The sequence below is a fragment of the Burkholderia sp. MSMB1589WGS genome (assembly GCF_001636105.1).
GTDB classification, from domain to species: Bacteria; Pseudomonadota; Gammaproteobacteria; order Burkholderiales; family Burkholderiaceae; genus Burkholderia; species Burkholderia humptydooensis.
Map to the genome: position 1 here is coordinate 1,676,792 of NZ_LNJT01000007.1, position 25,628 is coordinate 1,702,419.

Annotated in this window: 22 protein-coding genes and 1 riboswitch; of the genes, 4 read left to right on the forward strand and 18 right to left on the reverse strand. The window is 68.6% G+C overall.

Annotation, left to right across the window (positions count from 1 at the left end):
* Window position 1: 1 nt before the first annotated feature.
* The 13 genes from WT16_RS15605 to WT16_RS15665 form a co-directional block, all read right to left on the reverse strand.
* Window positions 2-241: a BolA family protein gene (locus tag WT16_RS15605; RefSeq protein ID WP_006029348.1), complete on the reverse strand. Its 240-nt coding sequence runs from the start codon at window positions 239-241 to the stop codon at window positions 2-4.
* A 72-nt stretch (window positions 242-313) separates the two neighbouring features.
* Window positions 314-1,069, reverse strand: a complete 756-nt coding sequence (locus WT16_RS15610) for an ABC transporter permease (protein ID WP_006029347.1) — start codon at window positions 1,067-1,069, stop codon at window positions 314-316.
* Window positions 1,066-1,992 carry an ABC transporter ATP-binding protein gene (locus WT16_RS15615; protein WP_015601785.1) on the reverse strand — a complete coding sequence of 309 codons (927 nt, stop codon included), beginning with the start codon at window positions 1,990-1,992 and terminating at the stop codon, window positions 1,066-1,068. Before WT16_RS15615 ends, WT16_RS15610 begins: the two co-directional genes overlap by 4 nt.
* Window positions 1,993-2,293: 301 nt before the next feature.
* Window positions 2,294-2,563, reverse strand: a complete 270-nt coding sequence (locus WT16_RS15620; RefSeq protein ID WP_006029345.1) for an STAS domain-containing protein — start codon at window positions 2,561-2,563, stop codon at window positions 2,294-2,296.
* Window positions 2,560-3,192 (reverse strand): ABC transporter substrate-binding protein, encoded by a 633-nt coding sequence (locus WT16_RS15625; RefSeq protein ID WP_015602206.1) that lies wholly within the window; start codon window positions 3,190-3,192, stop codon window positions 2,560-2,562. The genes WT16_RS15620 and WT16_RS15625 overlap by 4 nt, the downstream gene beginning before the upstream one ends.
* Window positions 3,193-3,306: 114 nt before the next feature.
* Window positions 3,307-4,254, reverse strand: coding sequence for a VacJ family lipoprotein (locus tag WT16_RS15630; protein WP_015601666.1), 948 nt, complete (start codon window positions 4,252-4,254; stop codon window positions 3,307-3,309).
* Between the two features lie 47 nt (window positions 4,255-4,301).
* Window positions 4,302-4,847: an outer membrane lipid asymmetry maintenance protein MlaD gene (gene mlaD, locus WT16_RS15635; RefSeq protein WP_041861565.1), complete on the reverse strand. Its 546-nt coding sequence runs from the start codon at window positions 4,845-4,847 to the stop codon at window positions 4,302-4,304.
* Window positions 4,848-4,859: 12 nt separating this feature from the next.
* Window positions 4,860-5,627, reverse strand: coding sequence for a lipid asymmetry maintenance ABC transporter permease subunit MlaE (mlaE, locus tag WT16_RS15640; RefSeq protein WP_063533664.1), 768 nt, complete (start codon window positions 5,625-5,627; stop codon window positions 4,860-4,862).
* The gene (locus tag WT16_RS15645) at window positions 5,624-6,442 is read right to left on the reverse strand and encodes an ABC transporter ATP-binding protein (RefSeq protein ID WP_006029340.1); all 819 of its coding nucleotides are present in this window, start codon (window positions 6,440-6,442) and stop codon (window positions 5,624-5,626) included. The genes mlaE and WT16_RS15645 overlap by 4 nt, the downstream gene beginning before the upstream one ends.
* 102 nt (window positions 6,443-6,544) lie before the next feature.
* Window positions 6,545-7,645, reverse strand: a complete 1,101-nt coding sequence (thiE, locus tag WT16_RS33735; protein WP_156521448.1) for a thiamine phosphate synthase — start codon at window positions 7,643-7,645, stop codon at window positions 6,545-6,547.
* On the reverse strand, window positions 7,642-8,457 hold the full coding sequence (locus tag WT16_RS15655; protein ID WP_006029338.1) for a thiazole synthase: 816 nt from the start codon (window positions 8,455-8,457) through the stop codon (window positions 7,642-7,644). The genes thiE and WT16_RS15655 overlap by 4 nt, the downstream gene beginning before the upstream one ends.
* A 51-nt stretch (window positions 8,458-8,508) precedes the next feature.
* Window positions 8,509-8,706, reverse strand: a complete 198-nt coding sequence (gene thiS, locus WT16_RS15660) for a sulfur carrier protein ThiS (RefSeq protein ID WP_015601118.1) — start codon at window positions 8,704-8,706, stop codon at window positions 8,509-8,511.
* A 49-nt stretch (window positions 8,707-8,755) separates the two neighbouring features.
* Entirely contained in the window at window positions 8,756-9,889 is a 1,134-nt protein-coding gene (locus tag WT16_RS15665) for an FAD-dependent oxidoreductase (RefSeq protein ID WP_063533665.1), read from the reverse strand.
* Window positions 9,890-10,114: 225 nt separating this feature from the next.
* Window positions 10,115-10,248: riboswitch (TPP riboswitch) on the reverse strand.
* A gap of 272 nt (window positions 10,249-10,520) precedes the next feature.
* Between WT16_RS15665 and WT16_RS15670 the strand changes: the two genes are divergently transcribed.
* From WT16_RS15670 to WT16_RS15685, 4 genes are all read left to right on the forward strand, one after another.
* Window positions 10,521-12,287 carry an ABC transporter ATP-binding protein/permease gene (locus WT16_RS15670; protein WP_015601742.1) on the forward strand — a complete coding sequence of 589 codons (1,767 nt, stop codon included), beginning with the start codon at window positions 10,521-10,523 and terminating at the stop codon, window positions 12,285-12,287.
* On the forward strand, window positions 12,284-13,054 hold the full coding sequence (locus tag WT16_RS15675; protein WP_063533666.1) for an SDR family oxidoreductase: 771 nt from the start codon (window positions 12,284-12,286) through the stop codon (window positions 13,052-13,054). Before WT16_RS15670 ends, WT16_RS15675 begins: the two co-directional genes overlap by 4 nt.
* Before the next feature lie 238 nt (window positions 13,055-13,292).
* The gene (locus tag WT16_RS15680; RefSeq protein WP_063533667.1) at window positions 13,293-14,555 is read left to right on the forward strand and encodes an MFS transporter; all 1,263 of its coding nucleotides are present in this window, start codon (window positions 13,293-13,295) and stop codon (window positions 14,553-14,555) included.
* A 22-nt stretch (window positions 14,556-14,577) separates the two neighbouring features.
* Window positions 14,578-15,903 (forward strand): D-amino acid dehydrogenase, encoded by a 1,326-nt coding sequence (locus WT16_RS15685; RefSeq protein WP_063533668.1) that lies wholly within the window; start codon window positions 14,578-14,580, stop codon window positions 15,901-15,903.
* A 128-nt stretch (window positions 15,904-16,031) separates the two neighbouring features.
* On the opposite strand, the gene thpR is transcribed toward WT16_RS15685, so the two are convergent.
* The 5 genes from thpR to WT16_RS15710 all read right to left on the reverse strand — a co-directional run bounded on the left by thpR (window position 16,032) and on the right by WT16_RS15710 (window position 25,625).
* Entirely contained in the window at window positions 16,032-16,592 is a 561-nt protein-coding gene (gene thpR / locus WT16_RS15690; RefSeq protein ID WP_015601013.1) for an RNA 2',3'-cyclic phosphodiesterase, read from the reverse strand.
* Window positions 16,589-18,100 (reverse strand): alanine/glycine:cation symporter family protein, encoded by a 1,512-nt coding sequence (locus WT16_RS15695; RefSeq protein WP_063533669.1) that lies wholly within the window; start codon window positions 18,098-18,100, stop codon window positions 16,589-16,591. The genes thpR and WT16_RS15695 overlap by 4 nt, the downstream gene beginning before the upstream one ends.
* Window positions 18,101-18,358: 258 nt before the next feature.
* On the reverse strand, window positions 18,359-19,825 hold the full coding sequence (locus tag WT16_RS15700) for a glutamate synthase subunit beta (RefSeq protein WP_063533670.1): 1,467 nt from the start codon (window positions 19,823-19,825) through the stop codon (window positions 18,359-18,361).
* 94 nt (window positions 19,826-19,919) lie between these two features.
* Window positions 19,920-24,620 carry a glutamate synthase-related protein gene (locus WT16_RS15705; protein WP_063533671.1) on the reverse strand — a complete coding sequence of 1,567 codons (4,701 nt, stop codon included), beginning with the start codon at window positions 24,618-24,620 and terminating at the stop codon, window positions 19,920-19,922.
* A gap of 291 nt (window positions 24,621-24,911) precedes the next feature.
* Complete coding sequence (locus WT16_RS15710) at window positions 24,912-25,625, reverse strand: transposase (protein ID WP_004196743.1); 714 nt, start codon at window positions 25,623-25,625, stop codon at window positions 24,912-24,914.
* Between the last annotated feature and the right edge of the window lie 3 nt (window positions 25,626-25,628).

Consider the following 25,628-nt stretch of genomic DNA (forward strand, 5'->3'; position numbering starts at 1 on the left):
TTTATGCGTTCTGCCATTCGGCGGGCGTCAGCGTCTTCATGCTGAGCGCGTGGATTTCCTGCTTCATGCGATCGCCGAGCGCCGCATAGACGAGCTGATGCCGCTGGATCGGCCGCTTGCCCTCGAACGCGGGCGACACGATCGTCGCGAAGAAATGCTGGCCGTCGCCTTCGACTTCCAGATGCGTGCAGGCAAGGCCCGCCTCGATGTATTGCTTGACTAGTTCGGGAGTCGGCAACATGAAATGCTCCTGTCAGTACGCGCGGGGCCGCCCGGCGCGCGCGGCGACGCGGCGCGCGGCCGTCGTTTCATATCAATGACGCAGTTTGTAGCCGGTGGCGAGGAGCCGCATCGCGATCAGCGCGAGCAGCACGAAGAAGCCGGCGACGACCGAAAGGCTCGCGAGCGGATTCACGTCGGCAATGCCGAAGAACCCGTAGCGGAAGCCGTCGATCATGTAGAAGAACGGGTTGAGCCGCGACACCTCGCGCCACACGGGCGGCAGCGAATGCGTCGAATAGAACACGCCCGACAGGAACGTGAGCGGCATGATGAGGAAGTTCTGGAACGCGGCGAGCTGATCGAACTTCTCGGCCCAGATCCCGGCGATCAGGCCGAGCGTGCCGAGGATCGCCGAGCCGAACAGCGCGAACGCGACGATGTAGACGGGCGCGGCGAAGCTCATCGGAATGAACCAGATCGTAACGACGAACACGCCCGCGCCGACCGCGAGCCCGCGCACGACGGACGCGAGCACGTAAGCGCCGAAGATGTCCGCGTGCGACAGCGGCGGCAGCAGCATGAACACGAGATTGCCCGTGATCTTCGACTGGATCAGCGACGACGAGCTGTTCGCGAACGCGTTCTGCAGCACGCTCATCATCACGAGGCCGGGCACGAGGAAGCTCACGTACTCGACGCCCGGATACACGTCGACGCGGCCCGTCAGCGCATGCCCGAAGATCGTCAGATAGAGGAGCGCGGTGACGACGGGCGCGAGCACCGTCTGGAACGACACCTTCCAGAACCGCAGGATTTCCTTGTAGAACAGCGTGCGAAACCCGCTCATGCCAACCCCTCGATCACATCGGCGCCGTTCATCACCTGCACGAACACATCCTCCAGATCGGCCTTGCGGATCTCGATCTCGTCGAAGCCGCAGCCGGCCGCGCGGCATAGCGACAGAATCCGCTCGACCTCGTCGTAATCGGTGATCCGCAGCAGATGCTCGGGCGCCGCGGCGGGCGCGGGCTCGGCCTCGAGCGCGCGCAGCTCGGCGGGCAGCGCGCCGCGCGACAGCCGCACGAACAGTTGCAGCCCCGAGAAACGCTGCAGCAGCGTGCGCGTGCGGTCGAGCGCGACGACTTCGCCGCGCCGGAGCATCGCGATGCGGTCGCAGAGCGATTCGGCTTCCTCGAGATAGTGGGTGGTCAGCACGATCGTGTGGCCTTCGCGGTTGAGTCGCGAGATGAACTTCCACAGCGTCTGGCGCAGTTCGACGTCGACGCCCGCCGTCGGCTCGTCGAGCACGATCACGGGCGGCCGGTGCACGAGCGCCTGCGCGACGAGCACGCGCCGCTTCATCCCGCCCGACAGCGCGCGCATGTTCGCGTCGGCCTTGTCGGTGAGATCGAGGTTCGCCATCACTTCGTCGATCCAGTCGTCGTTGCGGTGCAGCCCGAAGTAGCCGGACTGGATGCGCAGCGTCTCGCGCACCGTGAAGAACGGATCGAACACGAGTTCCTGCGGGACGACGCCGAGCGCGCGCCGCGCCGCCCGGAAATCCTTGACGACGTCGTGGCCGCGCACCGCGATGGTGCCTTCGTCGGCGCGCGCGAGGCCGGCGAGAATGCTGATGAGTGTGGTCTTGCCTGCGCCGTTCGGGCCGAGCAGACCGAAAAACTCGCCTTCCTCGACCGACAGGCTGACGCCCTTGAGCGCCTGAAGCGACTTGTAGCGCTTCTTGACGTGACGGATTTCTATGGCTGACATGACTGAGCGCGGCACGACGGCCGCAGCGCCTTCTTTATGCTCGATGCGAAAGGGGAAATGGGGACCGTTCGGCAGTCCCGCAAAACGGTTGATTATAGGGCAAACCGGCCAGGCCGGCCGGCGTGGGGAACCCGGAGTCGACGCCCGGACGCGCGACGCGCGCCGCGAATGCGTCGAGCCGCGCTTTGCGCGCATCGGTCACGCCCGGCCCGGCTGGCGGCGGGCGCGCGCCCTGTCGATCAACGGAACGGAGCGGGCTCGCAAACGGCGCGGCGGCCGCAGGCGGGCCCGGACGCGGGCGTCAATGTCGCCCGGAGAGAAGTGTATCGACGCCGTACGCCTGCGCGAGGCTCGCGAGCTTCGGCGGCAGGTTGACGATGTCGAGCGTCACCCCGCGCGCCCGCGCGGCGCGCTGCCACGCGAGCAGCACCGCGAGCGCCGACGAATCGAACTGCGCGAGCGCGCCGCAGTCGACGGCGGTCGCGCCCGCGTCGATGCGCGCGAGCCCTTGCGCGAGCGCGGCCTTCGCGCTCGCGTGGGTCAGCGTCGCGCCGGAGTCGAAGCGGCTCACGATGCCTGCTTGCCCGAGGCAAGCTGCTGGTTGCGCTCGGTCAGGAACTGGATCAGGCCGTCGACGCCGCTTTGCTGGATCTTCTCGCTGAACTGCTGCTGGTAGGTCTGGATCAGCCAGGCGCCCAGCACGTTCAGGTCATAGACGCGCCAGCCCTGCGTCGTCTTGTACAGACGGTAGTCGATCTGCACCGGCTGGCCGTTGTTCATCGCGACCGTGCGCACGACGACGTCGGTGGCGTCCGCATCGGCGCGGAACGGCGGGTACTGGATCTGCTGGTCCGGCTTCAGTTGCGCGAGCGCGCCCGAATAGGTGCGGATCAGCAGTTGCTTGAACTGCTCGATCACCTGCTGCTGCTGGGCGGGCGTCGCGGTGCGCCAGTTGCGGCCCATCGCGAGTTGCGTCGTGCGGCGGAAATCGGTGTACGGCAGGATGTCCCTGTTGACGATCGTCATGATGCGGGCGGTGTCGCCCTGCTTGATCGTCTGCGCGCGCACCTCGTCGAGCACCTGCTGCGTCGCGGACTTGATGAGCGCCTGCGGGTTCGACTGGTCGACTTCCGCATGCGCGACGGCCGCGCCGAACGAGAACAGCGCGGCAAAAACGGGGATCAGGAACAGTTTCTTCATAGGTATGACCTGCTTGTGTGAGTCGATGCCAGACTTGGAACCCTCGGCCGCCGCGCAAGTTCGCGCCGGCCGCCGTCAGAATCGTTTCCGGCTGTAACCGATGTAAGTGCCGGATCAGTGCAGCCGGATGCTCGGCAGACGAATGCCGCCCGGCGACGGCGGCACGACCTGCTGCGCGGGCACGTTGGTCGCGCTGCCCGGATTCGGCGCCGAGGCCGTTGCCGGCGTGCCCGACCCCGCCGCGGCAGGCGCCGCGCCGGAGGCCGCCGATGCCGCGGCCGCGCCGCTCGCGGGCGCCGCGGCGCCCTCTTCCGGCATCTCGTAATTCGGCGGCGGCGCTTCGTTGCCGTAATCCGGCAGGTTCGACTGCGCGCCCGTGCTGCCGCCGATCAGCGCCTGGCGGCGCTGCAGGTACGCATTGCGCACGAACGAATACTTGTCGATCGCGGCCGCCTCGAGCACGTCGCCCGCGCCCAGCAGGTTCGCGCGCGTGTTCACGAGGTTCAGGCCGAACAGGCCCCAGCTCACGCTGTCGGGCCGCACGTAGGTGAGCGGGTTGCCCGCGTAGTCGACGGCGAGGCCCGCCGTATCGCGCACCGTGCTCGGGCCGAGCAGCGGCAGCACGAGGTATGGGCCGCTCGGCACGCCGTAGTGGCCGAGCGTCACGCCGAAGTCGTTCGCGTGCTTCGGCAGCTTCGCGAGCGTCGCGACGTCGAACAGGCCGCCCACGCCGAACACCGTGTTGATCACGACGCGCATGATGTCGCCGACGCCGTCGGCGATCTTCAACTGCACGAGGTTGTTCGCGGCGATGTAGACGTCGCCGATGTTCGAGAAGAAGTTCGTCACGCTGTCGCGCATCGGCTGCGGCACCGCCCACTGGTAGCCGCGCGCGACCGGCTTGAGCGCGTACTGGTCGACCTTGTCGTTGAACGTGTACATCGTCCGGTTGAAGCCTTCGAACGGATCGCCCTTCGTCGGCGTCTGGACCGTCGCGCAACCGCTCAATGCCGCGGCGGCCGAGATCGCCAGCACCGCGCGGCTGATGCGGATCGTCTGCATGATGTTCTTCCCCTCGCTTCTGCTCTCGTATGCCGCTTGCGCGGCGTTCACTGTGCCGCCGCGCCCGACGCCGCCGGCGCGGGCGCAGGCGCCGGCGCGCCCGATGCGGCGGCGGCCGGCTTCGCGCCGCCCGCGTCCGCGGCCTTGCTGTACAGGAACTGGCCGATCAGGTTCTCGAGCACGATCGCCGACTGCGTCATCGTGATCGTATCGCCCGCCTTCAGCATTTCCGTGTCGCCGCCCGGATCGAGGCCGATGTACTGCTCGCCGAGCAGGCCCGACGTCAGGATCTTCGCAGACGAATCCTTCGGAAACGGGTATTGCTTGTCGAGATCGATCGTGACGAGCGCCTGGTAGGTGTTCGTGTCGAAGCCGATCGTCTTCACCCGCCCGACCACGACGCCCGCGCTCTTGACGGCCGCGCGCGGCTTCAGGCCGCCGATGTTGTCGAACTTCATCTTCACCGCGTAAGTCGGCTGAAACGACAGCGAGCTCATGTTGCCGACCTTCAGCGCGAGAAACAGCAACGCGAGAAAGCCCAGCACCACGAAGAGGCCGACCCAGAAGTCGAGTGCAATCTTTTTCATCGTCATCCCAGAAAAGGCTTAGCTGAACATCAACGCGGTCAGCAGGAAATCGAGGCCGAGTATGGCAAGCGACGCGTACACGACAGTCTTGGTCGTCGCGTGCGACACGCCCTCGGGCGTCGGCTTCGCTTCGTAACCCTGAAACAGCGCGATAAACGTGACGGCGAAGCCGAACACGACGCTCTTGAGCACGCCGTTGCCGACGTCGGCCCACACTTCGACGCCGCCTTGCATCTGCGACCAGAACGCGCCGGGATCGACGCCGATCAGCAGCACGCCGACGATGTAGCCGCCGAGCACGCCCACCGCGCTGAAGATCGCCGCGAGCAGCGGCATCGCGATGACGCCCGCCCACATCCGCGGCGCGATCACGTTCTTCAGCGGATCGACGGCCATCATCTCGAGCGCGGTCAGTTGCTCGCCCGCCTTCATCAGGCCGATCTCGGCCGTGAGCGACGTGCCCGCGCGGCCCGCGAACAGCAGCGCCGACACGACGGGGCCGAGCTCGCGCACGAGCGACAGCGCGACGAGCAGGCCCAACGCCTGCTCGGAGCCGTAGCGGTTCAGCGTGTAGTAGCCCTGCAGGCCGAGCACGAAGCCGACGAACAGGCCCGACACGGCGATGATCACGAACGAATAATTGCCGAGGAAGTGGATCTGCTTCGTGACGAGCCGCGGCCGCCGCAACAGCGAAAAGAATTCGAGCACGACGCGCAAGAACATCCGGGTCGCATAGCCCGTGCGCCCGAGTCCGCCGATCACGAAACGCCCGATCGCGCTGATCATCTGCGCCCTCCGCCAAGTCCGAAGTCCGCCGCAAGCGGCTGGCTCATGTAGTGAAATTTGAACGGGCCGTCCGGCGCGCCGTCGATGAACTGGCGCACGCTCGGATCGGTCGACGCGCGCAGCGCGTCGGGCGTGCCCTCGGCCAGCACGCCGCCGTTCGCCAGGAAGTACACGTAATCCGCGATCGCGAACGATTCCGGCACGTCGTGCGTGACGAGAATCGACGTCGCGCCGAGCGCGTGGTTCAGCGTGCGGATCAGGTTTGCGGTGATGCCGAGCGAAATCGGGTCGAGGCCCGCGAACGGCTCGTCGTACATGATGAGCTGCGGGTCGAGCGCGATCGCGCGCGCGAGCGCGATGCGCCGCGCCATCCCGCCCGACACCTCGGACGGCATCAGGTCGCGCGCGCCGCGCAGGCCGACCGCGTTGAGCTTCATCAGCACGAGATCGCGGATCAGCTCTTCGGGCAGGTCGGTATGCTCGCGCAGCGCGAACGCGACGTTGTCGAACACCGACATGTCGGTGAAGAGCGCGCCGAACTGGAACAGCATGCCCATCTTGCGGCGCAGCGCGTACAGCCCGTCGCGCGTCTGCGCGCCGATGTCGGCGCCGTCGAACAGCACCTGGCCGCGGCGCGCGCGCACGAGCCCGCCGATCAGGCGCAGCACGGTGGTCTTGCCGCAGCCGGAACCGCCCATCACCGCGACCACCCGGCCGCGCGCGAAGCGCATGTTCAGGTTCGACAGGACGAGACGCTCGCCGTAGCCGAAATCGACGTCGCGAAGCTCTAGCAGGGACTCGGAGGAGGAGCTCACGGAGCTGACAATCCTTATACGCAGAACGCCGAATTATAGGGCCTGCATCGGAATGATGTCGTCAAGGCCGCTCACGCGCTCCAGTCAGAGATTGTCAAATTATCATGCGAAATTTTGCTGCATTGCAATAATCGCCGCCCGATAATCGTCCGCGCCCGTGATTGCACTGACGACGGCCGCGCTGCCGACGCCCGCCGCCAGCACCGCGCCGAGCGTGTCCACGGCGATTCCGCCGATCGCGACGAGCGGCGCCTGCGGACCCGCAAAGCGCGCGTAGCGCGCGAGCCGCGTGAGGCCCTGCGGCGGTGCGGCAACCGCTTTCGTCGCGGTCGCGAACACCGGGCCGAGCGCGAGGTAGCTCGGCTGCAATTGCAGCGCGACAAGCATTTCGTAGTAGCCGTGGCTCGACAGGCCGAGCCGCACGCCCGCCTGCGCGATCGCGCAAAGGTCGGCGGTCTCCAGATCCTCCTGGCCGAGGTGGATGCCGTACGCGCCCGCGTCGAGCGCGAGCCGCCAGTGATCGTTGATGAACACGCGCGCGTCCGGATGGCGGCGGCCCGCGGCGACAGCCCGCGCGACCTCCGCGCGCAGCGCGTCGGGCGACGCGTCCTTCACGCGCAACTGCGCGGTCCGCACGCCGCAGTCGAGCACGCGCTCGACCCATTCGGCGCTCGGCAGCACCGGATACAGGCCGAGCCGCTGCGGGCACGGCGCAAACGCAGGCTCGGGCGCGGCGGGCACGCCGAGCACGCGCGGAAAGCGCGCCGGCTCGACGGGCCACGGATCGTCGCCGCGCGCCTCGTCGTCGTCGCGCCACGCGAGCGCGAGCACGAGCGCGTCGGGCGCGGCGAAGCCGCAATCGAGAAAGGCGGCGAGCGCCGCGATCCAGTCGTCGGCGAGCGGCGCGCGCGAGGCGAGCGCATGGCGCGCCGCGCCCGTGTGGAGCGTCGCCGACACGTCGTCGATGACGATCGCCTGCGCACCCGCCGCGGTCAGCCGCGCGAGGTGCGCGCCGTGCGCGCCGGCTTCGCCCGCGGTCGCGACCCACAGGTCGCCCGCACGCGGATGCTCGGGCGGCGCGAGACAGATTCGCGTGCGCGCATCGGGCCGCGGCCACACGCCGAGCGTCGCGCGAATCCGCTCGGCGGCTTCGGTGAGCTCGTCGGCGGGAGGCCAGAACGCGTCGGGCAGCGCGGCGCTCATGCATGGCTCCCGTCCTGGTGCCAGAACGGCATGCCGACGACGGGCGTGCTCGCGTGCGCGCTCTCGCGCGCATCCATCGGCCCCGCGAGATAGGCCGCGCGCCCCGCCTCGACGCCCCGCGCGAACGCGCGCGCCATGATTTCCGGATGCGTCGCCTGCGACACGGCCGTGTTCAGCAGCACGCCGTCGAAGCCCCACTCCATCACCTGGCACGCATGCGACGGCACGCCGAGCCCCGCGTCGACGATGAGCGGCACGTCCGGCAGCCGCTCGCGCAGCACGCGCAGCCCGTACGGGTTCACGACGCCCTTGCCGGTGCCGATCGGCGCGCCCCACGGCATCAGCGCCTCGCAGCCGGCGTCGAGCAGGCGCCGGCCCATCACGAGATCCTCGGTGCAGTACGGCAGCACCTTGAAGCCGTCCTTCACGAGCAGCGTCGCCGCCTCGATCAAGCCGATCGGGTCCGGCTGCAACGTGTAGTCGTCGCCGATCAGCTCGAGCTTGATCCAGTCGGTCCCGAACACCTCGCGCGCCATCTGTGCCGTCGTCACCGCCTCGGCCACCGTCTGGCAGCCGGCCGTGTTCGGCAACAGCGGCACGTCGTGGCGCTTGAGCAGGTCGAAGAAGCCGGCCTCGGCCCCGCCGGCGTTCATCTGGCGCCGCAGCGCGACCGTCACCATGCCCGGCCGCGCGGCCGCGATCGAATCGGACAGCGATTGCAGCGACGGATAGCGCGACGTGCCGAGCAGCACGCGGCTCGCGAAGGTTTGGCCGTGCAGCGTGAGCGTATCGGCGGAAGAAAGAGGCTTCATCGGAAGATCCTGTGGAAACGGGGGCGGGGGCGATGCTCGCGCGTCGGCGCGTCAGCCGCCCGCGACCGGATGCACGATGTCGAGCTTGTCGCCTGCGGCGAGTGCGCGCGCCGCATGCTGCGTGCGCGCGACGAACGCGCCGTTGACCGCGACCGCGAACGGCGGACGCGCGCCGTATGCGGCGAGCGCGTCGGCGAGCGTCGCGCCGTCGGGCAGCGAGAGCGTCTGTTGGTTGACCTGGATGTCCATGATGGCTGTCGATGTCGATGGATCGGATTTGACCGGATCGCCGGGCGGCTCACGCGCTCGCGTGCGCCGCCCGGTGCTGCAGCAGCGCCGGCCAGCGCGCGTCGCGCCGCCACGCGGCGAACGTGTCGGCGTCCTTCACGGTGCGCTCGACGAGCGCCTGCGCGAAGCGGGCCGCGGCATCGGCGATTTCCGGCGCGATCATGAAACCGTGCCGGTACAGGCCGTTGACCGCGAGCGTCGCGCCGCCGTCCCAGACGAGCGCCGGACGATGGTCGGGCAGCGTCGGCCGGCACTGCGCATTCAGTTCGAGAATACGCGCTTCGCCGAACGCCGGATGCACCGAGAACGCGGCGCTCAGCAGCTCGAGCGCGGAGCGCACGCTGACGGGCGACATGTCCTCGCCTTCGATCTCGGTCGCGCCGATCACGTAAAGATCGTTCTCCTTCGGCGCGACGTAGAGCGGATAGCGCGGATGCAGCAGCCGCACCGGGCGCGTCAAGCCGATGCCAGGCGCATGCACGCGCGCGACTTCGCCGCGGATCCCGCGCAGCGCCGGCATCTGCGCTTTCGCGCCGAGCCCGCGGCAGTCGATCGTGATGCGCGCGGCAGGCGCGGCGTCGGGCGCGACGGCGACGTTCCAGTGCGCGTCGACGCCGCGCTCGGCGAGGCCCGCGGCGAGCGCGTGCAGCACCTGGCGGTTGTCGAGCTGGCCTTCGCGCGGCAGCAGCAGGCCGTGCGCGAAGCGTCCGGCGAGCGCTGGCTCGGCCGCGTCGACCTGTGCGCCCGCGAGCGTGACGAGGCCGCCGTCGAGCAGCTCGGCGCTCGCATTCGCGCGCACGCGGCGCTCGAAGAGCGGCGCTTCCGCCCGGTCCGCGTGGTGCCAGACGACGAGCGTGCCGTTGCGCTGGAAGAACACGGGCTCCGGCAGCTCGGCGAGCCAGCCCGGCCACCGATCGAGCGACGCGACGCCGAGATCGGTGATGAAGCGCTCGGCGCTCGCGGCTTCGGCGAGCGGCGCGAGCATCGCGGCCGCGATCCACGCGGCCGAGCCTGAGCCCGCCGCGTCGCCGCGCTCGTAGAGCGACACGCGGTGCCCCGCGCCCGCGAGGCGCCACGCGATCAGACGGCCGACGAGGCCGCCGCCCAGCACCGCGAAATCGGGTTCAGACGCACGCATGTTCATCGCATCCGTCCGCCGTGTTCGTCACCGGGGAGCGGCTCGCAGCGGGAGCCAGGGAAGCCGCCGCGGCCGACGGCTCGCAGCGACGCAAAAGAGCTGAAGATTGCACGGTCATCGATACCTTCCGCCACGCGCGAAGTTGCGCACTCAAAAGGACGAAACCGGCGACTGAGGCCGGCCGGGACCGTGATGCGCGCGGCTCGCCGAAACGGCGGCGGCGGGCATGGCCCGGCGGGATCGGAAACTTCCCGCGCCGGTATTACCCGGATCGGGTGCGAAGGGTCTCTCTCAGCCTCGCCGCGCATCCGGCCCTGCCGATCCGGCAGGCCGGGGCGCGCAGCAAAGCACCCCTGTTTCGTCGGCGGTCATTAGACCATAAAAGCGGAAACGGCCGCAAACCTCGCGCTGCGGCAAATTCGCCCGCCGCGCGGCGGCGCTGGCACAATGCCGCTGGAACCGGCGCATGGGCGACATCGTCGCCGCGCGCCGAGCCAGTGCCGTTCCCGGCGTTAAGCGCCGTTTAAGGCATGCTCGCCAGAATCCGCGGCACGCATGCCGCGCGCGGCGCCGAACGCACGCGCCGGGCGCGGCGCGCGCGTTGGCCCGGCGTTGCCGGCCTCATATCAGGAAGCTCATGACTCAATCGATGCAAGCCCTCGCCCTCGTCCCGGACGACCCGACGCAATCCCGATCCCCGGTCTCCACGTGGAGCCTCATCAAGCCCTACTGGGTCTCCGAGGAATGGAAGGTCGCGTGGGGACTGCTCGTCACGATCGTCGCGATCAACCTCACGCTCGTGTGGATCAACGTGCGGATCAACTCGTGGAGCGCGTCGTTCTACAACGCGCTGCAATCGAAGGACGTGCGCGACTTCCCGAGCCTGCTGATGACGTTCGCCGTGCTCGCGTTCGCGTTCATCATCCTCGCGGTGTACAGCCTGTATCTGCGGCAGATGCTCGGCTTCCGCTGGCGGCAGTGGCTCACGACGCGCTTCCTGAACGAATGGCTCGGCGATCGCAACTTCTACCGGATCGAGCGCGACCGGCTCGCCGACAACCCCGACCAGCGGATCGCGGACGACTTGCAGTCGCTCGCGTCGACGACGCTGTCGCTGTCGCTCGACCTGCTGTCGACGGTCGTCACGCTGATCTCGTTCGCGACGATCCTCTGGTCGATCGCCGGCGCGGCGACGATCTCGCTCGGCGGCCACGCGATCACGATCCCCGGCTACATGGTGTGGGTCGCGATGATCTACGCGATCGCGGGCTCGTACGTGATGCACCGCTTCGGCCATCCGCTCGTGTCGATCAACTACCAGCAGCAGCGCGTCGAGGCGGACTTCCGCTTCAGCCTGATCCGCATCCGCGAGAACGCCGAGCAGATCGCGTTCTACAACGGCGAGCCCGTCGAGACCTCGCACGAGCAGAACCTGTTCCAGCGTATCCGCGAAAACTGGTGGCGCGTGATGCGCTACACGAAGCGGCTCACGTTCGTGCTGAACTTCTATGCGCAGCTCGCGAGCCTCTTTCCGATCGCGGTCGCCGCGCCGCGCTACTTCGCGGGCGCGTTCACGTTCGGCGTGCTGATCCAGATCAGCCGCGCGTTCGGCACCGTCAGCGATTCGTTCTCGTGGTTCATCAACAGTTACGGCACGCTCGCCGAGTGGCGCGCGACCGTCAACCGTCTGCGCGAGTTCAAGCGCGTGATGGGCGCGTCGCATCTGAAGGAATCGATGTCGCCCGCGACCGAGCGCGGCGGCATCAACCTGCACTACGTCGACGCGCAGCAGATCACGACGTCGGGCCTGAAGCTCGCGCTGCCGAACGGCGCGGCGCTCGCGTCGATCGGCGACGTCGCGATCGAGCCCGGCTCGCGCTGGCTCGTGCGCGGGCCGTCCGGCTCCGGCAAGAGCACGCTGATGCGCGCGCTCGCGGGCCTCTGGCCGTTCGGCGACGGCGCGATCGACGCGCCCGTCGCCGCGCGGATGATGTTCGTTCCGCAGCAGAGCTATTTGCCGATCGGCACGCTGAAGGCAGCGCTCGCGTATCCGTCGGCCGTCGACGCGTTCAGCGACGACGCATGCCGCGACGCGTTGCGCGCGTGCGGTCTCGCCGACTACGCCGAGCGGCTCGGCGAGACGGGCCACTGGACGCGCACCCTGTCGCCCGGCGAGCAGCAGCGCCTCGCGGGCGCGCGCGTGCTGCTGCACAAGCCCGACTACCTGTTCCTCGACGAGGCGACGAGCGCGCTCGACGCGGACAACGAGGCGCGCCTCTACCGGCTCTTCGACGAACGGCTGCCGAAGGCGGCGATCGTCAGCATCGCGCATCGCGAATCGGTCGCGTCGTTCCATCAGCAGACGCTCGACGTGCGCCGCGACGAAGCGCGCGTGGCCGCGTGAGCGCCGCGCACGCGCGGGTCGCGCTGATCACGGGCGCGGGCTCGGGGATCGGCGCGGCGCTCGCAGCGAGGCTCGCCGCACCCGGCGCCGCGCTGATGCTGCACGCGCGCGGCGCTGACGAAGCCGCGCGCGAGCGGCTCGCCGCCGTCGCCGACCGATGCCGCGCAGCGGGCGCCGCATGCGCGACGTTCGTCGCGGATCTCGCCTGTGCCGGCGCGGCTACGCGGCTCGTCGGCGCGACGCTCGACGCATTCGGCGCGCTCGATCACGTTGCCGCGAATGCGGGCTACGCGGTGCGTCAGCCGCTCGCGGGCCTTGCGCCCGATGCGCTCGCCGCGTCGTTCGCGGCGATGCCGGGCGCGTTCGCGGCGCTCGTGGACGCCGCGCGGCCGGCGCTCGTTCGATCGTCTCGCGCGCGGATCGTCGCGGTCAGCTCGTTCGTCGCGCACCGCTATCGCGCCGACATGCCGTTCGCGGCGACAGCCGCCGCGAAGGCCGCGCTCGAATCGCTCGTGAAGACGGCGGCCGCCGAGCTCGCGCCGCGGCACGTGACGGTCAACGCGGTCGCCCCCGGCTACACGCGCAAGGACCGCGGGCCGAGCAAGGCGAACGCGGCCGCGTGGCGGCGCGCGAACGAGGCGACGCCGCTCGGCCGCATCGCGGAGCCGGACGACGTTGCCGCGCTGATCGCGTTTCTGCTCTCCGACGAAGCGCGCCACGTCACCGGGCAGGTGATTCGCGTCGACGGCGGGCTGACGCTCGGTTGACGCCCGGCCGAACGCGCCGGCCGATTGACGAAATGGTTCGTACGGCCGCTTCGGCTTCGGCATTCCACACGCGACGCGTCCCCAACCGCGCGCCGCAACCGCATCGCGATGCGCGGCGCGCGTCCGATGCCGCGGCCGCTCCGATCACATTTTTTTCCGCCGTCGCCGCGCTCGTACAATAGCCCGCATCGCGCGCGACGAACGCGCGACGACGACGAAAGCGAGAGGAGCGGCGCGCATGCAGGCATTCCAGTGGTTTCACGAGCTGTCGGCGCGCGAGCGGCGCACGCTCTACGCGGGCTTCGGCGGCTATGCCGTCGACGCGTTCGACTTCATGATCTACTCGTTCCTGATTCCGTCGCTGATCGCCGCGTGGGGGATGTCGAAAAGCGAAGCGGGCATGATCGCGACGAGCTCGCTGATCTCGTCCGCGGTGGGCGGCTGGCTCGCCGGCATCCTCGCCGACCGCTACGGCCGCGTGCGCGTGCTGCAATGGACGATCGCGACGTTCGCGCTGTTCACGTTTCTGTCCGGCTTCACGCATTCGTTCTGGCAACTGCTCGCCACGCGCACGCTGCAAGGCTTCGGCTTCGGCGGCGAATGGTCGGTCGTCACGATCATGATGGCCGAGACGATCCGCTCGCCCGAGCATCGCGCGAAGGCGGTCGGCACCGTGCAGAGCAGTTGGTCGTTCGGCTGGGCGGCGGCCGCCGTGCTGTACTGGGCGTTCTTCGCGCTGCTGCCCGAGCCGCACGCGTGGCGCGCGTGCTTCTGGATCGGCATCGTCCCCGCGCTGTGGATTCTCTACATCCGCCGCAACGTGAGCGACCCCGACATCTACGTCGCCGCCCGCCGCGCGCGCGAGCGCGGCGTCGACCGCGCGCACTTCCTGCAGATCTTCGATCGCGCGCACCTGAAGACGACGCTCTTCGGCAGCGCGCTCTGCACCGGCATGCTCGGCGGCTACTACGCGATCACGACCTGGCTGCCGACCTATCTGAAGACGGTCCGGCATCTATCCGTATTCAACACGAGCGGCTATCTGATCGTGCTGATCGCCGGGTCGTTCTGCGGCTATCTGGTCGGCGCGCTCCTGTCCGACCGGATCGGGCGGCGCGCATCGTTCGTGCTGTTCGCGGTCGGCTCGTTCACGCTCGGCATGGCGTACACGATGCTGCCGATCACCGATGCCGCGATGCTGCTGCTCGGCTTTCCGCTCGGCATCGTCGTGCAGGGCATCTTCGCGGGCATCGGCGCATACTTGTCGGAGCTGTATCCGGGCGCGATCCGCGGCTCGGGCCAGGGCTTCTGCTACAACCTCGGCCGCGGGATCGGCTCGTTCTTTCCGATTCTCGTCGGCTCGCTGTCGCAATCGATGTCGCTCGTGAAGGCGATCGGCCTCGTCGCGGGCGGCGGCTACCTGCTCGTGATCGTCGCGGTGCTCGCGCTGCCCGAGACGAGGGGCAAGTCGCTCGTCGAGCACGCCGGCGCCGCGCATTGAGCGCGCATCGCTTCGAACCGACATGCATACGATCGTTCTCGGCGCCGGCGTGATCGGCGTCGCCACCGCGTTCCACCTGCGCGAGGCGGGCTTCGACGTCACCGTGATCGAGCGCGAGGCCGACGTCGCGCTCGCGACGAGCCGCGGCAACGCCGGCATCATCGCGCCCGGCTACGTGACGCCGTGGGCCGCGCCCGGCATGCCCGCGAAGATCCTCAAGTACCTGTTCGAGCCGGCGTCGCCGCTCGTGTTCCGGCCGACGCTCGACCCCGCGCAATGGCGCTGGATCGCGCGCTGGCTGCGCGAATGCGAGCTCGCGCGGTTCCGCGTGAACAAGCAGCGGATGCAGCGCGTCGCGTACTACAGCCGCAGTTGCCTGCACGCGTTCCGCAGCCGCCACCCGTTCGACTATGGCGCGAGCCAGGGCTATCTGCAGCTCTTTCGCAGCGCGTTCGACGTCGAGTTCGCGCAGCCCGCGCTCGCGGTGCTGCGCGACGCGGGAATCGCGCATCGCGAGGTGAGCGCCGACGAATGCGCGCGCATCGAGCCCGGCCTGCGCTGGGCGAACGTGCGGCCCGTCGGCGGGCTCCATCTGCCCGACGACGAAGCGGGCGACTGCGCGCGCTTCACGCGCCAGTTGCGCGCGATCTGCGAGGCGAACGGCGTGCGGTTCCGCTTCGGCACCGATGTACGCGCGCTGCAGATCGAGCGCGCTCGCGCGTGCGGCGTGACGATCGCCCGCGCGGACGCGTCGTCCCCGCAGCCGGGGCGGCGCGCGCACGAAGAGCTGCACGAAGAGCTGCACGAAGAGCGGCTCGCGGCGGACGCGATCGTCGTCGCGCTCGGCGTCGACAGTGCGGCACTGCTCGCGCGTGTGGACATACGCGTGCCGCTCTATCCGGTCAAAGGCTATTCGGCGACGCTGCCGATCGCCGACGCCGAAAAAGCGCCGCGCGCCGCCTTGATGGACGAATCGCTGAAGACCGCGATCACGCGCTTCGGGCCGACGCTGCGCGTCGCGGGCACGGCCGAGCTCGGCGACCGCCGCGCGACGCTGCGTGCGCAGGCGCTGCGCACGCTGATGAAGGTGCTCGACGACTGGTTCCCGCATGCGGCGCGCGCCGGCGACGCGCAGTTCTGGGTCGGCCGCCGGCCGATGACGCCGGACGGCGCGCCGCTGCTCGGCCCGTCCGGCATCGACGGCTTGTGGCTGAACGTCGGCCACGGCTCGACCGGTTGGGCGATGTCGATGGGATCGGGGAAGGTGGTGGCGGATCTCGTCGCCGGGCGCGAGCCGGAGATCGATCTCGACGGACTGACGCTCGCGCGGTACGGCAGCGGGCGGTAGGCGCACGGCGTGCGCGATGGGCGCGTGTCGCCGAATGGGCCGCCGATGAAGCCGCGATGCGCGGGCTCGACGATGCCGCAGCCGCGTCGTACGCAGTAAGCAATCCGCCCGCGTGGCTCGGGCGGCGCTTACTTCGGCAGCGCCGCTGCCGCGAGCACCCGATGCTCGGCGCCCATGCGCGTGAGGACGCTCTCGTAGAGCGTGAGCGTTTCGAACCGCAACGCAAGCGGCGTGCGGCGCTCGGCGCCGTTCGCGCCGTCGATCGTCACGCGATGCGCGTCGCGAGGCAACCGCGCGATCGTCACATGCGGCCTGAACGCGCGGCTGTCGGGCGGCAGGCCGAGCGCGCGCAGCGCGCCGCCCACCCGCTCGCCGAGCGCAAGCAATGGCGGCTGCGGCGCGAGCTCCGCGACGACGAGCCGCGCATGCGCGGTGCTCGGCCAGCAGACGACGCGCTCGACATCGGCGGGCGGCACCGCGCCGGCCGCCGCAAGCTCGGCGATGCGCGCGCCGAGCTGCGCGCTCTTCGTCCGCTCGATCGCGCCGAGGAACGCGATCGTCACGTGCAGTTGGTCGCGCGGCGTGCGCCGCGCGCCGGCGGCGACGGGCAGCGCGGCAAGCGCGTCGCGCGACGCCCGATCGAGCGTCAGCGCGACGAAGCAGCGCAACCGGTCGCTCGCCATCGTCATCGCGCGGAGCCGGCCGTCCCCGCGGCCCGAGCCGCGTCGACGCCCGAAGCGCGCCCCGCCGCGAGCCTGTCGCCTTGCGGCAGCGGCCCGTGCTCGCCCCACACGTCGTCCGGGAGCACCTTCGCGAGCGCGGGAATCGTCCTGCGGGTGAACACCGGATCGGCCACGCCCGCCGCGCGCTGACGCTGGTAATCGCACCACGCGGCGAGCGCGTACTTGCCGAGCATCAGAATCGCGATCAGGTTGATGAGCGCCATCAGCCCCATGCTGGTATCGGCCATCGCCCACACGAGCGGCAGTTGCCCGACGCTGCCGAACATCACCATCCCGAGCACTGCGAGCCGGAACACGAAGAGCGCGCCGCGCCGGCTCGTGACGAATCCGACGTTGCCTTCCGCATACGCGTAGTTGCCGATCACCGAAGAAAACGCGAGGAAAAAGATCGCCACCGCCATGTAGATGCCTCCCCAGTCGCCGACGTGGCTCGAAATCGCGCGCTGCGTGAGCGCCGCGCCTTCCATCGACGTGCCCGGCTCGTACTGCCCCGACAACAGGATCACGAACGCGGTCGCGCTGCAGATCACGATCGTGTCGACGAACACGCCGAGCATCTGGATCAGCCCCTGCGTGACCGGATGCCGCGTGCTCGCGGTCGCGGCCGCGTTCGGCGCGCTACCCATCCCGGCCTCGTTCGAGAACAGGCCCCGCTTCACGCCGATCGACACCGCCTGGCTCACCGCGTAGCCGGTCAGGCCGCCCGCCGCCTGCTCGAGGCCGAACGCGCTCTTCACGATCAGCGCGATCATGTCCGGCACGAGCGCGATGTGCGTCGCGACCGCGTAGCCCGCGAGCGCGAGATAGCCGATCGCCATCACGGGCACGATCACCTGCGCAACGTGCGCGATCCGGCGAATCCCGCCGAAGATGATCGGCGCCGTCAGCGCGACGAGCGCGAGCCCGACCGCGGCGCGGCTCACGCCGAACGACGTGTTGAATGCCTCGGCGATCGCGTTCGCCTGCACCGCGTTGAACACGAAGCCGAACACGAGGATCAGCGACAGCGAGAACAGCACGCCGAAGCCGCGCGAGCGCAACCCGATCTGGATGTAGTACGCGGGACCGCCGCGATACGTGCCGTCATGATGCGACACCTTGAAGATTTGCGCGAGCGTCGCCTCGACGAACGCGGACGACATCCCGACGAGCGCCGTCGCCCACATCCAGAAGATCGCGCCTGGGCCGCCCACCGTCATCGCGACCGCGACGCCCGCGATGTTGCCCGTGCCGACGCGACTCGCGAGCCCGGTCGCGAACGCCTGGAACGACGAGATGCTGCCAGGTTCGCCCTTGCTGCCGACGAGGCGCATGCTGAGAAACAGCGCGCGCAACTGGATCATCCTGAAGCGCAGCGTGAACCACGCGCCGGCGCCGAGCAGCAGCGCGATCAGCACGTAATTCCAGAGAATGGCGTTGATCCCGTCGATCATCGCGTGCGCAAAGCCTTCCATCCATCATCTCCTGATTTAGGGTCGAATTATGTATTGATTCCGGTCACGGCCGGCCAAGGGCCGACATGATATGACAGGTTGCACCGACTCTTACAAAATGAAATTTTTCGGGAGAAAAATGAAAGGATGCCGCCGAGGGCGACGCGTGCCGCACGATGCTCGCGATGCGCGCCGCGGCAAAGCGTCCGCGCACAAAAAAACCGGGCGCCCGCAGGACGCCCGGTTCGTCGAAACGACGTTCTGGCGAATGCCGCCCGCTCAGCGCGGCAACTCCGAGCTGCCCATCAGGTACGCGTCGACCGAGCGCGCGCACTGGCGGCCTTCGCGGATCGCCCAGACGACAAGCGACTGGCCGCGGCGCATGTCGCCCGCCGCGAACACCTTGTCGACCGACGTGTAGTACGCGCGATCGCCCTCGGTGCCCGCACGCGCGTTGCCGCGCGCGTCCTTCGCGACGCCGAACGCGTCGAGCACGGGCGCGGCCGGCTGCGTGAAGCCCATCGCGAGCAGCACGAGATCGGCCTTGATCTCGAACTCCGAATCCGGCACTTCCTGCATCTTGCCGTCGACCCACGCGACGCGCACCGCGATCAGCTTCTCGACCTTGCCGTTCCTGCCTTCGAAACGCTTCGTCGCGACCGCCCAGTCGCGCTCGCAGCCTTCCTCATGCGACGACGACGTGCGCAGCTTGATCGGCCAGTATGGCCACACGAGCGGCTTGTTCTCCGCCTCGGGCGGCTGCGGCAGCAGCTCGAACTGCGTGACGTGCTTCGCGCAGTGACGGTTCGACGTGCCGACGCAGTCCGAGCCCGTGTCGCCGCCGCCGATCACGACGACGTGCTTGCCCTTCGCGAGCAGTTGATCGGCCACCTTGTCGCCCGCGTTCACGCGGTTCTGCTGCGGCAGGAACTCCATCGCGAAATGGATGCCGGCGAGCTCGCGGCCCGGCACCGGCAAATCGCGCGGCGTCTCCGAGCCGCCCGCGATCACGACCGCGTCGAATTCGTCCTTCAGCGTCTCGGGCGAAATCGTCTCCTTCGCCATGTTGCCGATCGTCTCGGGCAGCGGATCGCGGCCGATGAACACGCTCGTGCGGAACGTCACGCCTTCCGCTTCCATCTGGCGCATCCGGCGGTCGATCAGCCACTTCTCGAGCTTGAAGTCGGGAATCCCATAGCGCAGCAGGCCGCCGATCCGGTCGTTCTTCTCGAACACCGTCACGTCGTGGCCCGCGCGCGCGAGCTGCTGCGCGGCGGCGAGGCCCGCGGGGCCGGAGCCTACCACCGCGACCTTCTTGCCCGTCTTGTGCGCGGCGGGCTGCGGCTCGACCCAGCCTTGCGCCCACGCCTTGTCGATGATCGCGTGCTCGATCGACTTGATGCCGACCGGATCGTCGTTGATCCCGAGCGTGCACGCCGCCTCGCACGGCGCCGGGCAGATGCGGCCCGTGAACTCGGGGAAGTTGTTCGTCGAGTGCAGCACGTCGATCGCCTGCCGCCAGTCCTGGCGATACACGAGATCGTTGAAGTCCGGAATGATGTTGTTGACGGGACAGCCGTTGTTGCAGAACGGAATGCCGCAATCCATGCAGCGCGCGCCCTGGATCTTCGCGTCCTCGTCGGTCAACGCCGCGACGAATTCCTTGTAGTGCTTCACGCGCGTGAGCGGCGCTTCGTACGCCTCGTGACGGCGCTCGTACTCCAGAAAACCGGTGATCTTGCCCATGAGGTTCTCTTCTGAATCTGTTGAATCGGGTAAGGGGGACCCGCGCCCGCCGCGTCGGACGGGCGCGTTCGCTATGTCGTCGAGCCGCGTTGCGTCAGGCGGCGAGCACCTCGCCCGCTTTCTTCGCGCCGATTTCGCCGAGCGCGCGCTTGTATTCGTGCGGGAACACCTTCACGAACTGGCGGCGCGCCGCATCCCAGTTCTCGAGCAGCGACTTCGCGCGCGGCGAGCCGGTGAACTGGAAGTGGCGCTCGACGAGCCCCTTGAGCAGCGCTTCGTCCGTCGCGCCGCCATGCCAGAGCGCGGGATCGACCGTGCGCTCCTGCTCGGCCTGCTGCAGCACAGGATCGAGCGCGACCATCGACTTGTTGCACTTCGCGGAGAACGTGCCTTCCGGGTCGTACACGTACGCGAGCCCGCCCGACATGCCGGCCGCGAAGTTGCGGCCCGTCTCGCCGAGCACGACGACCGTGCCGCCCGTCATGTATTCGCAGCCGTGATCGCCCGTGCCCTCGACGACCGCCGTCGCCCCCGAGTTGCGCACGCAGAAGCGCTCGCCCGCGACGCCGCGGAAGAACGCCTCGCCTTCGAGCGCGCCGTACATCACCGTGTTGCCGCAGATGATGTTCTCCTCGGACTTGCCGCGGAAATCGTTGGTCGGGCGGATGATGATCCGGCCGCCCGACAGGCCCTTGCCGACGTAGTCGTTGCCGTCGCCGACGAGGTCGAGCGTCACGCCCTTCGCGAGGAACGCGCCGAAGCTCTGGCCCGCCGTGCCCTTCAACTGGATGTGGACCGCGTCGTCGGCAAGGCCGTCGTGGCCGTGCTTCTTCGCGATCGCGCCGGAGAGCATCGCGCCGACCGTGCGGTTCACGTTGCGCACCGGCTGGATGAACGACACGTGCTCGCCGCTCTCGATCGCGGCCTTCGCCTTCTCGATCAGCACGTGGTCGAGCGCACGCTCGAGGCCGTGCTCCTGCGATTCGACGTGACGGTGCGCGATGCCCTCGCAGCCTTCCGGCTGGTAGAACACGCGCGAGAAGTCGAGGCCCTTCGCCTTCCAGTGCGCGACGCCGCGGCGCATGTCGAGCAGATCGGCGCGGCCGACGAGATCGTCGAACTTCGCGATGCCAAGCTGCGCCATGATCTCGCGCGCCTCCTCGGCGACGAAGAAGAAGTAGTTGACGACGTGCTCGGGCTGGCCCGAGAACTTCGCGCGCAGCACCGGGTCCTGCGTCGCGACGCCGACCGGGCACGTGTTCAGATGGCACTTGCGCATCATGATGCAGCCTTCGACGACGAGCGGCGCCGTCGCGAAGCCGAATTCGTCCGCGCCGAGCAGCGCGCCGATCACGATGTCGCGGCCCGTCTTCATCTGGCCGTCGGCCTGCACGCGGATGCGCCCGCGCAGGCGGTTCAGCACGAGCGTCTGCTGCGTCTCGGCGAGGCCGAGCTCCCACGGCGTGCCCGCGTGCTTGACCGACGACAGCGGCGATGCGCCCGTGCCGCCGTCGTGGCCCGCGATCACGACGTGATCGGCCTTCGCCTTCGCGACGCCCGCCGCGACCGTGCCGACGCCCACTTCCGACACGAGCTTCACCGAGATGCTCGCGGCCGGATTGACGTTCTTCAGGTCGTGGATCAGTTGCGCGAGATCCTCGATCGAGTAGATATCGTGGTGCGGCGGCGGCGAGATGAGGCCAACGCCCGGCACCGAGTAGCGCAGCTTGCCGATGTATTCGGACACCTTGTGGCCCGGCAACTGGCCGCCTTCGCCCGGCTTCGCGCCCTGCGCCATCTTGATCTGGATCTGGTCGGCCGACGCGAGATACTCGGCCGTCACGCCGAAGCGGCCCGACGCGACCTGCTTGATCTTCGAGCGCAGCGAATCGCCCTCCTTCAGCGGGATGTCGCGCACGATCTCGTCGCCGATCACCGACTTCAGCGTGTCGCCGACCTTGATCGGAATGCCGCGCAGCTCGTTGCGATAGCGGTTCTCGTCCTCGCCGCCTTCGCCCGTGTTCGACTTGCCGCCGATCCGGTTCATCGCGATCGCGAGCGTCGTGTGCGCCTCGGTGCTGATCGAGCCGAGCGACATCGCGCCCGTCGCGAAGCGCTTGACGATCTCCTTCGCCGGCTCGACTTCGTCGATCGGAATCGCCTTCATCGGATCGACCTTGAATTCGAACAGGCCGCGCAGCGTCATGTGGCGCTTCGTCTGATCGTTGATCAGGTGCGCATATTCCTTGTACGTCTGGTACGAATTGCCGCGCGTCGCGTGCTGCAGCTTCGCGATCGAATCGGGCGTCCACATGTGGTCTTCGCCACGCACGCGGAACGCATACTCGCCGCCCGCGTCGAGCATGTCGGCGAGGACCGGGTTGTCGCCGAACGCGTCGCGGTGCAGGCGGATCGCTTCCTCGGCCACTTCGAACAGGCCGATGCCGCCCACCTTCGACGCCGTGCCCTTGAAGTACTTCTCGACGAGATCGGTCGCGAGGCCGAGCGCCTCGAAGATCTGCGCGCCGGTGTACGACATGTACGTGGAGATGCCCATCTTCGACATCACCTTCTGCAGCCCCTTGCCGACCGCCTTCGTGAAGTTGTAGATCGCCTTCTCCGGCGACAGGTCGCCCGGCAGCCCCTGCGCCATCTTCGCGAGCGTTTCCATCGCCAGGTACGGATGCACGGCCTCCGCGCCGTAGCCGGCGAGCAGCGCGAAGTGGTGCGTCTCGCGCGCGGAGCCCGTCTCGACGACGAGGCCCGTGCTCGTGCGCAGGCCCTGCTGCACGAGGTGCGTGTGGATCGCCGACGTCGCGAGGAGCGCCGGGATCGCGACGTTCTCGGCGTCCGTCTTGCGGTCGGACACGATCAGGATGTTGTAGCCCGACTTCACCGCGTCGACGGCTTCCGCGCACAGCGAAGCGAGGCGCGCCTCGATGCCTTCCTTGTTCCAGGCGACCGGATAGCAGATGTTCAGCTCGTAGGCGCTGAACTTGCCGCCCGTGTAGCGATCGATCGAGCGGATCTTCGCGATGTCCTTGAAGTCGAGCACGGGCTGCGACACTTCGAGGCGCATCGGCGGGTTGATGTTGTTCGTGTCGAGCAGGTTCGGCTTCGGGCCGATGAACGACACGAGCGACATCACCATGTTCTCGCGGATCGGGTCGATCGGCGGATTCGTGACCTGCGCGAACAGTTGCTTGAAGTAGTGATAGAGCGTCTTGTTCTTGTTCGACATGACGGCGAGCGGCGAATCGTTGCCCATCGAGCCGACCGCCTCCTCGCCCTGCTGCGCCATCGGCGCCATCAGGAACTTCAGGTCTTCCTGCGTATAGCCGAACGCCTGCTGGCGGTCGAGCAGCGCGGCCGACGAGCGGCGCTCGGCGGCGACGTCCTCGTCCTCCGGCTCGATCTCGTCGAGCTTGATGCGCACCGCGTCGATCCAGCTCTTGTACGGCTTCGCGTTCGCGAGGTTGTCCTTCAGCTCCTTGTCGTCGATGATCCGGCCGTGCTCCATGTCGATCAGGAACATCTTGCCCGGCTGCAGACGCCACTTCTTGACGATCTTCGATTCGGGAATCGGCAGCACGCCGGCTTCCGACGCCATGATCACGAGATCGTCGTCGGTGATGACGTAGCGCGCCGGGCGCAGACCGTTGCGGTCGAGCGTCGCGCCGATCTGGCGGCCGTCGGTGAACGCGATCGCGGCAGGGCCGTCCCACGGCTCCATCATCGCGGCGTGGTATTCGTAGAACGCGCGGCGGTTGTCGTCCATCAGCGTGTGCTGCTCCCACGCTTCGGGAATCATCATCATCACCGCGTGCACGAGCGGGTAGCCCGCCATCACGAGCAGTTCGAGGCAGTTGTCGAACGATGCGGTATCGGACTGGCCCGGATAGATCAGCGGCCACAGTTTCGGCAGGTCGTCGCCGAGCACGTGCGACGCGATCGCGCCGGTGCGCGCGTTCAGCCAGTTGACGTTGCCCTTGACCGTGTTGATTTCGCCGTTGTGCGCGATCATCCGGTACGGGTGCGCGAGCTCCCACGCGGGGAACGTGTTCGTCGAGAAACGCTGGTGCACGAGCGCGAGCGCCGACACGACGCGCTCGTCCTGCAGATCGCGGTAGTACACGCCGACCTGGCCCGCGAGCAGCAGGCCCTTGTAGACGACCGTGCGCGCCGACATCGACGGCACGAAGTATTCCTTGCCGTGCTTGAGCTTGAGCGCCTGGATCCGGTGGCTCGCCGTCTTGCGGATCACGTAGAGCTTGCGCTCGAGCGCGTCCGTCACCATCACGTCCTTGCCGCGGCCGATGAAGATCTGGCGGATCACGGGCTCGCTCCCCTTCACCGTGGGGGAGATCGGCATCGCGTGGTCGACCGGCACGTCGCGCCAGCCGAGCACGACCTGGCCTTCCGCCTTCACCGTGCGCTCGAGCTCCTGCTCGCACGCGATCCGAGATGCGCTTTCCTTCGGCAGGAAGATCATCCCGACCCCATATTCGCCGGCGGGCGGCAGCGTCACGTCCTGCTTCGCCATCTCCTCGCGGTAGAACGCGTCCGGAATCTGGATCAGGATGCCCGCGCCGTCGCCCATCAGCGGATCGGCGCCGACCGCGCCGCGGTGATCGAGGTTCTCGAGGATCTTCAGACCCTGCTCGATGATTTCGTGGCTCTTCTTGCCCTTGATGTGAGCGACGAAGCCGACGCCGCAGGCGTCGTGCTCGTTTTGCGGGTCGTACAGACCTTGCGCGGCGGGAAGCGCGCTCTTCGGCTGCTGGTGGTCGATCATGGGGACACCGTCGGAAAGGGGGCCTCGCGGCCGTTGAAACCATTTGCTTGTTGCCCGTCGTCCCCCTTCGTGTGGATCGCGACGTGGCCGGCCGGGCAGGAGCGGGTGGGCCTGCGACTGCCGGAATTCGGAATATACGCGACGAATCAAGGGAATAGCAAATAAATCCCAATGGTCGAACCCCAATTACAAACTTGGTGCACGATCACTTCTTTTTATTGGGGCCGCATCAAAATGGAGCAAAAACAAGCGGCATCCCCGGATGCCGCCTCGCGTCCGCCGCCGGCGCGCTCACTGCTGGATGGGCGGCGTGTTCTCGCGCACCTTGCGGGGCCGCCCGCGCGGCAGCGGCGACACGCGCCGGTTCGCCGTGCGCGCCGCCCATTCGCGGTAGGTCTCGCCGCCCAGCACCCAGCCCTTCAGCGTCGCCTGCTGGAGCTGGTCGGCCTGACGCTCGTCGAGCGGCTGCTCGCACAGCTCCTTGTACGCGCGCTGCCGCTCGAACGGCGTGTTGCCGAGCGCCCAGTAGAGCGGGTGGTCGGTGATCAGGCTGTCGACGGTGAGGCCGACGTGGTGCCGATAGCTCGACCAGCGGTACGCGTCCGCGCTCGTCACGAGCTGCGCGCGCACGGGGCTCATCTCGACGACGCGGCTCGCGAGCAGGAAATAGCGCTCGCCCTCGATGACGGTCGCGCGATAACGCCCTTCCCACAGCGTGCCGCGCCGCGAGTAGCGCCGGTTGAAATGCGCGACGTAGCGCCGGCCGACGGCCTGCATCGCCTTCGGCAGGCTCGCCTCGTCGCTCGGCGTCACGAGGAGCTGGACCTGGCGCGGCAGCAGCACGTATGCATGCACCGCCAGATGATGATCGCGCGCCGCCGCCTTCAGGCAGTCGATGAATAGTTCGTAATCCTGGTCGTCGACGAACGCCGGTTGCTGATCGAGGCCGCGTAAAATCACGTGCTGCGGCTGATCGGGAACGTAAAGTCGTGCTAGCCGTGCCATGCT

Bases quoted from the DNA above. Each gene is read 5' to 3' on its own strand.
- WT16_RS15710 (WP_004196743.1), bottom strand. From the start codon at position 25,625: ATGGCACGGCTAGCACGACTTTACGTTCCCGATCAGCCGCAGCACGTG.
- thiE (WP_156521448.1), bottom strand. From the start codon at position 7,645: ATGAGCGCCGCGCTGCCCGACGCGTTCTGGCCTCCCGCCGACGAGCTC.
- WT16_RS15625 (WP_015602206.1), bottom strand. From the start codon at position 3,192: ATGAAGAAACTGTTCCTGATCCCCGTTTTTGCCGCGCTGTTCTCGTTC.
- WT16_RS15610 (WP_006029347.1), bottom strand. From the start codon at position 1,069: ATGAGCGGGTTTCGCACGCTGTTCTACAAGGAAATCCTGCGGTTCTGG.
- WT16_RS15695 (WP_063533669.1), bottom strand. From the start codon at position 18,100: ATGGAAGGCTTTGCGCACGCGATGATCGACGGGATCAACGCCATTCTC.
- thiS (WP_015601118.1), bottom strand. From the start codon at position 8,706: ATGGACATCCAGGTCAACCAACAGACGCTCTCGCTGCCCGACGGCGCG.
- WT16_RS15665 (WP_063533665.1), bottom strand. From the start codon at position 9,889: ATGAACATGCGTGCGTCTGAACCCGATTTCGCGGTGCTGGGCGGCGGC.
- WT16_RS15605 (WP_006029348.1), bottom strand. From the start codon at position 241: ATGTTGCCGACTCCCGAACTAGTCAAGCAATACATCGAGGCGGGCCTT.
- WT16_RS15655 (WP_006029338.1), bottom strand. From the start codon at position 8,457: ATGAAGCCTCTTTCTTCCGCCGATACGCTCACGCTGCACGGCCAAACC.
- WT16_RS15685 (WP_063533668.1), top strand. From the start codon at position 14,578: ATGCATACGATCGTTCTCGGCGCCGGCGTGATCGGCGTCGCCACCGCG.
- mlaE (WP_063533664.1), bottom strand. From the start codon at position 5,627: ATGATCAGCGCGATCGGGCGTTTCGTGATCGGCGGACTCGGGCGCACG.
- WT16_RS15700 (WP_063533670.1), bottom strand. From the start codon at position 19,825: ATGGGCAAGATCACCGGTTTTCTGGAGTACGAGCGCCGTCACGAGGCG.
- WT16_RS15705 (WP_063533671.1), bottom strand. From the start codon at position 24,620: ATGATCGACCACCAGCAGCCGAAGAGCGCGCTTCCCGCCGCGCAAGGT.
- WT16_RS15615 (WP_015601785.1), bottom strand. From the start codon at position 1,992: ATGTCAGCCATAGAAATCCGTCACGTCAAGAAGCGCTACAAGTCGCTT.
- WT16_RS15670 (WP_015601742.1), top strand. From the start codon at position 10,521: ATGACTCAATCGATGCAAGCCCTCGCCCTCGTCCCGGACGACCCGACG.
- mlaD (WP_041861565.1), bottom strand. From the start codon at position 4,847: ATGACGATGAAAAAGATTGCACTCGACTTCTGGGTCGGCCTCTTCGTG.
- WT16_RS15630 (WP_015601666.1), bottom strand. From the start codon at position 4,254: ATGCAGACGATCCGCATCAGCCGCGCGGTGCTGGCGATCTCGGCCGCC.
- WT16_RS15680 (WP_063533667.1), top strand. From the start codon at position 13,293: ATGCAGGCATTCCAGTGGTTTCACGAGCTGTCGGCGCGCGAGCGGCGC.
- thpR (WP_015601013.1), bottom strand. From the start codon at position 16,592: ATGACGATGGCGAGCGACCGGTTGCGCTGCTTCGTCGCGCTGACGCTC.